Source organism: Acinetobacter sp. YH12039, from assembly GCF_013420015.1.
GTDB lineage: Bacteria > Pseudomonadota > Gammaproteobacteria > Pseudomonadales > Moraxellaceae > Acinetobacter > Acinetobacter amyesii.
Genome location: NZ_VOZA01000028.1, coordinates 30,308 through 39,115 on the forward strand (window position 1 = coordinate 30,308; position 8,808 = coordinate 39,115).

General features: G+C 38.4%; 13 protein-coding genes. 5 read left to right on the forward strand and 8 right to left on the reverse strand.

Annotated features, from left to right (window positions below; translation table 11 throughout):
- Positions 1–15: 15 nt before the first annotated feature.
- A complete protein-coding gene (locus FTT98_RS11945) occupies positions 16–453 on the forward strand; it encodes a DUF2147 domain-containing protein (RefSeq protein WP_078193227.1) in 438 nt (145 codons plus the stop codon).
- Positions 454–557: 104 nt separating this feature from the next.
- Here the strand turns inward: FTT98_RS11945 and FTT98_RS11950 are convergent, their stop codons facing one another.
- A complete protein-coding gene (locus tag FTT98_RS11950; RefSeq protein ID WP_180008661.1) occupies positions 558–905 on the reverse strand; it encodes a Spx/MgsR family RNA polymerase-binding regulatory protein in 348 nt (115 codons plus the stop codon).
- A gap of 627 nt (positions 906–1,532) precedes the next feature.
- The gene (locus FTT98_RS11955; protein WP_078193225.1) at positions 1,533–2,351 is read right to left on the reverse strand and encodes an exodeoxyribonuclease III; all 819 of its coding nucleotides are present in this window, start codon (positions 2,349–2,351) and stop codon (positions 1,533–1,535) included.
- Between the two features lie 40 nt (positions 2,352–2,391).
- On the opposite strand from FTT98_RS11955, the gene pyrE reads away from it, so the two are divergent.
- The gene (gene pyrE / locus FTT98_RS11960) at positions 2,392–3,042 is read left to right on the forward strand and encodes an orotate phosphoribosyltransferase (protein WP_078190583.1); all 651 of its coding nucleotides are present in this window, start codon (positions 2,392–2,394) and stop codon (positions 3,040–3,042) included.
- 290 nt (positions 3,043–3,332) lie between these two features.
- On the opposite strand, the gene FTT98_RS11965 is transcribed toward pyrE, so the two are convergent.
- Positions 3,333–3,557, reverse strand: coding sequence for a hypothetical protein (locus tag FTT98_RS11965; protein ID WP_100329926.1), 225 nt, complete (start codon positions 3,555–3,557; stop codon positions 3,333–3,335).
- Positions 3,558–3,807: 250 nt separating this feature from the next.
- Between FTT98_RS11965 and FTT98_RS11970 the strand changes: the two genes are divergently transcribed.
- Positions 3,808–4,128 carry a type II toxin-antitoxin system RelE/ParE family toxin gene (locus FTT98_RS11970; RefSeq protein ID WP_067765721.1) on the forward strand — a complete coding sequence of 107 codons (321 nt, stop codon included), beginning with the start codon at positions 3,808–3,810 and terminating at the stop codon, positions 4,126–4,128.
- The gene (gene nadS, locus FTT98_RS11975; protein ID WP_004641921.1) at positions 4,121–4,393 is read left to right on the forward strand and encodes a NadS family protein; all 273 of its coding nucleotides are present in this window, start codon (positions 4,121–4,123) and stop codon (positions 4,391–4,393) included. Before FTT98_RS11970 ends, nadS begins: the two co-directional genes overlap by 8 nt.
- Before the next feature lie 511 nt (positions 4,394–4,904).
- Here nadS and FTT98_RS11980 read toward each other — a convergent pair.
- From FTT98_RS11980 to FTT98_RS12000, 5 genes are all read right to left on the reverse strand, one after another.
- A complete protein-coding gene (locus tag FTT98_RS11980; protein ID WP_035270373.1) occupies positions 4,905–5,240 on the reverse strand; it encodes a type II toxin-antitoxin system HicB family antitoxin in 336 nt (111 codons plus the stop codon).
- Positions 5,237–5,485 carry a type II toxin-antitoxin system HicA family toxin gene (locus FTT98_RS11985; RefSeq protein WP_044425274.1) on the reverse strand — a complete coding sequence of 83 codons (249 nt, stop codon included), beginning with the start codon at positions 5,483–5,485 and terminating at the stop codon, positions 5,237–5,239. Before FTT98_RS11985 ends, FTT98_RS11980 begins: the two co-directional genes overlap by 4 nt.
- Before the next feature lie 105 nt (positions 5,486–5,590).
- Entirely contained in the window at positions 5,591–6,118 is a 528-nt protein-coding gene (locus tag FTT98_RS11990) for a plasmid pRiA4b ORF-3 family protein (RefSeq protein WP_000537572.1), read from the reverse strand.
- Between the two features lie 56 nt (positions 6,119–6,174).
- Positions 6,175–6,372, reverse strand: a complete 198-nt coding sequence (locus FTT98_RS11995) for a DUF3565 domain-containing protein (RefSeq protein ID WP_180025890.1) — start codon at positions 6,370–6,372, stop codon at positions 6,175–6,177.
- 125 nt (positions 6,373–6,497) lie between these two features.
- Positions 6,498–7,400: a sensor domain-containing diguanylate cyclase gene (locus FTT98_RS12000; protein ID WP_180025891.1), complete on the reverse strand. Its 903-nt coding sequence runs from the start codon at positions 7,398–7,400 to the stop codon at positions 6,498–6,500.
- Between the two features lie 327 nt (positions 7,401–7,727).
- Here FTT98_RS12000 and gshB point away from each other — a divergent pair, with 327 nt between their 5' ends.
- Positions 7,728–8,672: a glutathione synthase gene (gshB, locus tag FTT98_RS12005; protein WP_078190578.1), complete on the forward strand. Its 945-nt coding sequence runs from the start codon at positions 7,728–7,730 to the stop codon at positions 8,670–8,672.
- The last annotated feature ends 136 nt before the right edge of the window (positions 8,673–8,808 follow it).

Below are 8,808 nucleotides of genomic sequence, written 5' to 3' on the forward strand. Positions count from 1 at the left end.
GGGAAATAAACAAAAATGAAAAAAATTGCACTAGCATTAGGATTGATGAGTTTAGCCGCATTTGCAAATGCTGCAGATCCGCTAAATGGTACAACTTGGAAAACCATTGATGATAAAACCAAGCAGCCAAAAGCGATTGTAAAATTCACTGAACAAAAAAATGGTACGCTTTCTGCGAGCATTCAGTCAGTTTTGACACCAGGTGAAGAAAACGCTTGTAAAAAATGTGAAGGCCCATATCACAACAAATCATTAAAAGGCTTACGTATTGTGACAGGTCTTAAAAATGTAGGTGGTACAAGCTATGAAGACGGTTCAATTTTGGATCCTCAATCAGGTAAAACTTACAAGTTAAAAGGTCAATTGGCTGATGGTGGCAAAAAACTAGAGCTTCGCGGCTTTATTGGCGTTGCTGCTTTAGGTCGTAATCAAACATGGATTCGTGCCAACTAATTTGACATGATTCAAACAAAAAAAGCCTGACAATGTCAGGCTTTTTTATAGCCTATTTTCAGCCACAATTGAACTAGAGCCGTGCATGAGTGTGATAAAAAAATTTATTTCAATGCACGGTAAGCGCTTTCATCAAAGCCAACCAATAAATCGCTACCTGTATCGAGTACAGGACGTTTAATCATGCTGCTATGCGCTGTTAAACACTGAATCAAATTTTCTTCACTGGCTAAGGCTGTCTGTTGCTCTTCTTCACTGAGTTTTTTCCATGTGGTGCCTTTTTTGTTGAGAATCACATCAGCGCCTTTGGCATCGAGCCATTTTTTTACGGTTTTAGCATCAATCGCTTCTTTTTTATAGTCATGAAATTCGTAACTTAGGCCTAATTCGTTGAGCAAGTCGAAAGCTTTTTTCATGGTATTACAGTTTTTGATGCCATAAATTTTAAGCATGAACAGATGTCCTCAATTATTCAAACAATAAGATAAAAATACAATTCAGCATTATCCTACAGGCTAATTCATCAATGCTCAAAGCTCGATCTGGATGTGGATTGAGAAATAAATGTTTTGCTGTAAAAGTCGCATGTAATAAATATTGGGTATTGTCATCAAAACGACATTTTGGTGTTTTAAAATAGCCTACAGAACAAAACGAATCAGAAAAGAAAGCGCTGCGATAACAAGAAAATTCAGCTTAAGGTTGCACAGTCAAAAGTAGAAAGAAAGCGAGAATAAGAAAATGCTGTGCAGATCGAATTTTTAGCTGTTTTATTTGGGGGATGTTTGAGTCTATAGATGTGGGGACTAGATAAGAGAAAACCCGCATTTAATCATCCTGATCATGCGGGTCTCAATCCAACGTCCATTGTCACATCCTTGAAAACAAGCTAAATCATTTAGTTTGTTTTTATACTTCCTTCGGCGTCCAATCCTTTTATGTCATCCTAACATGTCCCTTTGCCGTGCGACCATAATGCTATGTTCAAGTTATGAGATAAATCCACAAATTCGTCATGTAATGTGAGAAATAAGCTCTAATTGAGTAAACAATCGTTCACTCAATTAATTGTTGGAAGCTTAAATTTTATAATCAATAATGACAGGGGCGTGGTCGCTAAACCATTCATCTTTAAATATCCAAGCATTGACTGTACGTTCTTTCCAGTCTGGTGAACATGCATGGTAGTCGATACGCCAACCCACATTTTTGGCACGCGCTTGTCCTCGGTTAGACCACCAAGAGTAAAGCTCGGCTTCTTTACGTACCTCACGGAAGGTGTCGACATAGCCAAGCTCATCATAAATATGATCGAGCCATGCACGTTCATGTGGTAAGCAGCCTGAAGCCTTTTGGTTCCCAGACCAATTTTTAATATCAATACGTTTATGCACGATGTTGTAGTCACCGCAAACAATCACTGACTTATTTTCAGCACGCCATTGCTTCAAAATTTGTTGATATTCGCCTAAAAATAGGTCTTTGCGCGCCTGAGCTTCTTCACCCGATGAACCAGAAGGCAGGTAGAGCGAGCAAATATGTGCAGTTTGTCCAAGTCCTAAATCGAACTCAGCAGAAATAAAGCGGCCTTGAGTGTCTGCCAATTCAAAACCTAAACCATCTGTCACTGAAACAAAAGGTAGGCGGCTATAAATCGCAGTACCGGCATAGCCTGGGCGTTCTGCAGGGAAAAGGTGTGTAAACCAACCTTCGGGTTTAAATTTATCGGTCCATTGTTCATGGGTAATGCGGCTTTCTTGCATGCAGATGACATCGGCATCTGAAGTTGCCATCCAGTCAAAAATACCTTTTTTTTCAGCGGAACGCAGACCATTCACATTAATTGAAACGACACGTAAAATTTTTTGATCACTTGGATAGCTACTCTTTGGTATCATGCTCAGGTTTAACCTCAAACTTAAAAAAATGGAGCACCTCATGACAGCGCAAGCGGCATTTAATCCACAAGCTTTTATCGAACTGGCATTATCACGTGGTGTGCTTAAATTTGGTGAGTTTACTTTAAAATCGGGTCGTGTGAGTCCTTATTTTTTTAATGCGGGTCTTTTGAATGACGGTGAAGCATTGTCGTTATTGGCTTCTGGCTATGCAGCTAAATTAACAGAATGCGATAATGTGGAAGTGGTCTTTGGCCCAGCTTATAAAGGTATTCCATTTGTAGCAGCAACGGCTGTCGCACTGTCACAAAACCATGGTGTGAGTGTACCTTGGGGCTTTAACCGTAAAGAAGCGAAAGACCATGGTGAAGGCGGTGTGCTTGTGGGTGCATCAGTAGAAGGCAAAAAAGTCTGGATCATTGATGATGTGATCACTGCAGGTACTGCGATTCGTGAAGTAGTGACTATTCTGAAAAATGCCGGTGCACAAATTGCGGGCGTATTGGTGGCGCTAGACCGTCAAGAAAAAGGTCAGGGCGATTTGTCTGCGATTCAAGAAGTACAAAAAGAACTCGAAATCCCAGTTCATGCCTTAATTACCATGAAAGATTTGATGACTTTCTTAGAGGCTAAAGGTGAAACTGAAGCTTTAGCGAAAATGGAAGCGTACCGTGTTAAATACGGCATTTAATTTTTCGGGATTTCAAAAGGCAGCTGAAGCTGCCTTTTTTACGTCTTTAAATGATGATTGTTGCATCTAACTAACAAAAAACGTGAAATATTGCTTAAAAAGTAGGCGTTAAACGTGAAGAATCAATAAAAAGCCGTCTCAGTGCGCTATTTACTGAAACGGCTTTAGTTAAACTATTGATGCTTATAGAAAATTTAAAGATGTTTCGTATAAGAGATTTTATGTTAAACGAGTGATGAAAAGGCTCATGAATTGTGCCTTTCATATAACATCTATTATTTAATTTTAAATTATGAATGTTGAATATCGAATACCGTACCTAATCGAGCTGATATTTTTTCAATAGTAGACTCCAATACTTCAGAGGTTAGATCTAATTTAATTTCTTCTGGATAAAGATTTAATAATTCCTTAATAGAGGGTCGCTGATTTAAAGGTAGACAATCAATTAAGGCCATCAAAAATTTAGGATCAAAAGATCTTATTGATTTAGCCTTTAGAACTAAACGAGGCATTCTATATATTTATTCTAATAATGTACTTAATGTAAATTATATCAATTAATTAAATATACTATAAATGACTTTTTGTATCAAAAAATTGAATATTTATTTACCTTTTGGTTGTAATTTCTATTACCTAAAAATCAAAATTGAAGCTAATCACGTAAGATAATTTCGGTTATGAGAAATGAGAGCTACCTTTTCTCGTTTTTTTATTCTAAAACTGCTAAAATTCTTATACGCCATTGACGTACTTGAGCTCATGTTATTCATTGAAACCAGTGTTTTTACCAAGCAAATTAAAGAGCTTGTAAGTGATGAAGAGTATCGTCAGCTCCAGCAAGATCTTTTGGTACAACCTGATAAAGGTGACTTAATCAAGAATGGTGGTGGAATTCGTAAAGTACGCTGTACTCAAGGCAATAAAGGTAAAAGCGGCGGCATCCGGGTGATCTATTATTGGGTCACAGAAGATGATCAGATATTTTTCCTGGTGGCTTATCCAAAGTCTGTGAAAGATAATCTGACAGACAAAGAAACATCGATCCTGCGTCAATTAGTAAAGGAGCAATTTCATGGATAACAACTTATTTGATGACCTGGTTGCTTCAATCAAAGAAGCTGGTGCCATCAAACGTAATGAGATAAAGGCCAGTCGAGTCACAGAGCTTGAATTGCCAGATATTAAAGAAGTACGTGAGAAAACTGGATTAACGCAAGCAGAGTTTGCTGCACGTTTGCATATTAGCGCGAGAACGCTACAGAACTGGGAACAAGGCCGACGCTATCCGACTGGTCCTGCAGCGACTTTAATTCGCATTCTGGATGCCCATCCAACTTTGATCTAAATATTTTAGATAATAAAAAACCCCAGCATCCTGCCGGGGTTTCTCATATTGGGTTGCTAGGTATGACTCCTGTCTTACCTCACGCTCCTGGTGCGATCTTTCTTATTCTTGTTGTTTGGAACATCCTGTTCTCTATGACTTCATCATAGGAAAATTCACCTATCCTGGATAGCCGCAAAGGGCCGAGTTTTATGTGAGCCAAAGCGTACAAAATAGCCTAAATTTTATCCCCAGCAATTGGGGATAGTTTTGGAACCTGGATCCGTATGAAATGGGCACTGATTGCTAAATTGATCATTTTTTTAGCCAATTTTCTTGGCAAAAACTATCAAAATCGATCATAAAAAAGCCGACTTGTTTCAAAGTCGGCTTTTTGGGCATTTTTGGATTTTTCTATTTTTATTAAGTAGTTGATATTTATATTAATATACAAGTACAAAAAAGGGAGCTGTAAGCTCCCTTTTTTACTAATTTTTTTCAATTTTTAGATGTCAATCTAGGCTTCAATAAATTAAGCACCTAAACGCATTAATTTCTCTTGAATCGCATCGCTTACAAAAGCATTAAGAGAATTATCACTTGATGCTAAAACAGCTTTACGGTGTAACTCAGGACTAATACGGACATTAAATGTACCTTTGAATGGCTGATCGGGTTTTTTACCTAATTCAGCACAAGACTCTAAATATCCATCGACAGATTCCTGAAAAGCTTGTTCAAGAGTTTTTAATGTTTCTGCTTCATAAGTGATGAGATCACGGATAAATGCAAGCTTTCCAAATAACTCACCTGTTTCAAGATCAGGTTCAATTGTACCTAGATAACCTTTGTATTTTAAATAGCTCATAAAAATCCCTCCTGCTTGAGTGCCTGTTTTACAGATTTCAAAGCCCCACCTTTGATTTCATTTTCAGGGTGTGGCCTGTGCAGTAAAATCATGTGTTCAGTTTTCGTATTAAAAAAACGGACACGAGAGCCTGCCATTTCAAATTTTTCATAGCCGAGCTGATTCAGTAAAACGACTAAATCTTTATACGGAAATGTATTTTTTGAATTTCCAAATTTTTCCAGTAACTTTTCCGTTTTACCCATACTTCAGCCCTACTGCTATTGCAACTAAGTATAGTTACTTTTAAATAATAATTGCAACTATATTTAGTTGCAATTTCGTATAACAGCCCTTATGTTAAATCAGGTTTAAAACTTAATATCATGTGAATTAAAGTAGGTCGGATCAAACTCTATCTCTCCTATTTCATCCTCGATAATTTGCATGTAATCGTCATATCTTGGATGTTTGGGGTCTTGTAATGCATCTAAAATATCAAGATATCCAAAAATTCCTCCAATATCTTCAAATGGAGCATGATTTTGACCATCTATACAACATGGATATTTTTTATTTAAATCAGGAGATTGTCTGCTTTCTACAGTAATCAAATGTTCCCAACAATCGCCAAAATCATATGTATATATAATTTTTTTACCTACACGTAGAACTTCTTTCAATTTTTGTCTTTTATTGATCTTTTCATGCTTAATAGTCGTGAATTCATGTAAATGGCTATCTTCCCAATCAAAAGCGGATTGAATTGCCTTATGGAGCCTAGATAAAGTAGCTGCCGATGAAATTTGAATAGTTCTCCAGATTTCAGGATCACTACCTAGCAGACTAATTTTTAATTGAAAAACTTCATCAGAAGATTTGAGCTTTACAGTTCCCATAACAGCCTAGTTCTCAAAAAATAGTTTTAGTAAATCTAAAATTAACATAATACACGTTATACGAAATTCTTTTCATCACACTTCTTACATTCCAACATTACCCCTAACTTTTCGTTCCGTCCTTGCTCAGTGATAACCCAAGGACGGTTTTGCCAAGGCGGATCATGCCGGACATGCTGTGTATGGCCACAAGCTAAAATAGCATACCAATGATTTTCATCATCCAAGGCAAAATCAACAATGGCTTGCTGCATATCGGACACCTATCTAAACTGAACTTATGTTGAAAAGGGGAGAGAGCTCATGCTGAGCAATCACAACGGCTTGAATATCAAATTGCTAAATAGACTGTGAAATTTGGTTTATTTCTGCCGCACGCTTACGCCGCGACAATTCTATTTTTCCCGCCATGTTTGGCTTTATACAGCGCTAGATCAGCACGCTTAATTGTATCTTCGTAGGTACAATCTTCAGGCATGATGGTTGTTACTCCTATGCTCACGGTGACATGGGCGTTATCTATTGAAAACCGACTTAATTCTTTTCTGGAATGTTCATGAATCCGTTTGGCAAATTGAATGGCTTGTTCACAGCCCGTGTTGGGTAATGCGACCACAAACTCATCTCCACCTAAGCGGCAGGCGCAATCAGTCTTGCGCAGCGTTAAACGAAGAATATCTGCGACTGCTCGGATTGCCTCATCACCGACATGATGACCTTTGCTGTCGTTGATTTTTTTGAGGTTATCAAGATCGAACATCAAAATCGAGGTCTGTATGGAATGTCGTAGGTATGACTCATAATGTAATGCTAAGTCATGCTCTAATTTTCTTCGATTGAAAAGACCGGTTAACTGATCCGTATGGCTGAGTTCCTTCAGCTTAATTTCCAAGTTGTGACGCGCTGAAATATTACTTGCGACCCAAAGCACAACGTCTTCTTCATCTACTGAAAAACTGAGGGCTTGGATGCGCACCTCAAACCAAATGGGCTCTTCAGGACCATAATCGGGCAGACCTTTTACATCCCTATTGCTCAATTCGTACTCTTCGATGAGTAGATTTCCTGACGCTAGAGCTTGGTCGATCAGTTGCATAAACAAGTTGGCTTTATCTGGCTTGATCACATCTGAAATATAGGTACCAACAAGACCGGAACCATCGTGGTAATAGCGATTATCGCGCCCACCAAAAACCGCAACGTATTTTCTACTACGCGATATGACAAAAGCAGGGTCTGGCAAAGCATCAAGAATGATAGCCATCTGCTCAATGTTGATCATTAATTAATTCTATTTCTTTATTTACAATAATTAACACAATAGCTAAAAAAAATAAAAAGCACGTGTTTTTTCACCAAAAATAATGATGGGCGAGATGTAGATGTGATGAATATCTGTCTCAATTGCTTGGCGTCGATTTACACAGGCCTAACGCCATAATGCTTTCATGGCTTATTTCCATTATTAAGATAAAGCCGATGATAGAAATGTTTTGAATTATCGCCTGCATCACACGAATCCATACATACACATGCAAAATCAGAATAAACAAAAGAAAAATCTCGGCTATACTCATTCATAAATTAATAATGAACAGAGCACTGAATAATGCGTGTACTTGTTGTGATGGATCCCATCGAAAATGTAAACCTAAAAAAAGATACCTCAATGGCGATGCTATGGGCAGCAGCACGCCGTGGACATGAGCTAGGCTATGCATTACAGCAAGATTTATATATCGATCAAGGCAAAGCCTTTGGTTTGATTTCACCGCTAAAAGTTTTTGAAGACTACAACCACTATTACGAACTCGGCGAAAAACAAAAAGAATCAATTGCAGCTTATGACGTGGTTTTGATGCGTAAAGATCCGCCGTTTGATATGAACTTTGTCTACACCACCTATATTTTGGAACAGGCTGAACGCGAAGGCGCATGGATTATTAACAAGCCACAAAGCCTACGTGACTGCAATGAAAAATTGTTTGCGACGCAATTCCCTGAACTTCAAGTACCGACCTTAGTGACCTCGCAGCAAAGCCTGATTCGTGAATTTTTGCAAGAACACGGCGATGTGATTGTGAAGCCATTAGACGGCATGGGCGGTATGGGCATTTTCCGTTTATACCAAGATGGCGTTAATATTGGTTCAACCATTGAAATCCTGACCAATAACGGCACACAGCCGATTATGGCGCAGAGATACATCCCTGAAATTGTGGATGGTGACAAACGTATTTTGATGATCAATGGCGAACCCGTACCATATTGTTTGGCGCGTATTCCGCAAAATGGTGAAGTGCGTGGCAACTTGGCGGCAGGTGGTTTGGGCGAGGCGCGTCCATTGACCGAAAATGATAAAGCCATTGCAGCCAAAGTTGGGCCATTCCTTCGTGAAAAAGGGTTAGTGTTTGTTGGTCTGGATGTGATTGGTAATTACGTGACTGAAATTAATGTCACCAGTCCAACCTGCGTACGTGAAATTGATGCGCAATTTGGCACCTCGATTGCCGATGATTTATTTGATGTCCTTGAGGCAGGTTTAAAAGCTTAATTTTGCACTAGATTAGGACTTACGCATTGACGGATTCAAAAAAGTATTAAAATACTTTATAAAGTATCTGTGATCAGACGAATTAAAAATGCTTCTACAGCAACTTGTACTCTACCCATTTATATGGGCTTTCTCA

Excerpts from the sequence above, each read along its gene's own strand:
- FTT98_RS11995 (WP_180025890.1), bottom strand. The coding sequence starts at position 6,372 with ATGCAGCAAGCCATTGTTGATTTTGCCTTGGATGATGAAAATCATTGG.
- FTT98_RS12000 (WP_180025891.1), bottom strand. The coding sequence starts at position 7,400 with ATGATCAACATTGAGCAGATGGCTATCATTCTTGATGCTTTGCCAGAC.
- gshB (WP_078190578.1), top strand. The coding sequence starts at position 7,728 with ATGCGTGTACTTGTTGTGATGGATCCCATCGAAAATGTAAACCTAAAA.
- FTT98_RS11985 (WP_044425274.1), bottom strand. The coding sequence starts at position 5,485 with ATGGGTAAAACGGAAAAGTTACTGGAAAAATTTGGAAATTCAAAAAAT.
- FTT98_RS11955 (WP_078193225.1), bottom strand. The coding sequence starts at position 2,351 with ATGATACCAAAGAGTAGCTATCCAAGTGATCAAAAAATTTTACGTGTC.
- pyrE (WP_078190583.1), top strand. The coding sequence starts at position 2,392 with ATGACAGCGCAAGCGGCATTTAATCCACAAGCTTTTATCGAACTGGCA.
- FTT98_RS11970 (WP_067765721.1), top strand. The coding sequence starts at position 3,808 with ATGTTATTCATTGAAACCAGTGTTTTTACCAAGCAAATTAAAGAGCTT.
- FTT98_RS11965 (WP_100329926.1), bottom strand. The coding sequence starts at position 3,557 with ATGCCTCGTTTAGTTCTAAAGGCTAAATCAATAAGATCTTTTGATCCT.
- FTT98_RS11945 (WP_078193227.1), top strand. The coding sequence starts at position 16 with ATGAAAAAAATTGCACTAGCATTAGGATTGATGAGTTTAGCCGCATTT.
- FTT98_RS11950 (WP_180008661.1), bottom strand. The coding sequence starts at position 905 with ATGCTTAAAATTTATGGCATCAAAAACTGTAATACCATGAAAAAAGCT.
- nadS (WP_004641921.1), top strand. The coding sequence starts at position 4,121 with ATGGATAACAACTTATTTGATGACCTGGTTGCTTCAATCAAAGAAGCT.
- FTT98_RS11990 (WP_000537572.1), bottom strand. The coding sequence starts at position 6,118 with ATGGGAACTGTAAAGCTCAAATCTTCTGATGAAGTTTTTCAATTAAAA.
- FTT98_RS11980 (WP_035270373.1), bottom strand. The coding sequence starts at position 5,240 with ATGAGCTATTTAAAATACAAAGGTTATCTAGGTACAATTGAACCTGAT.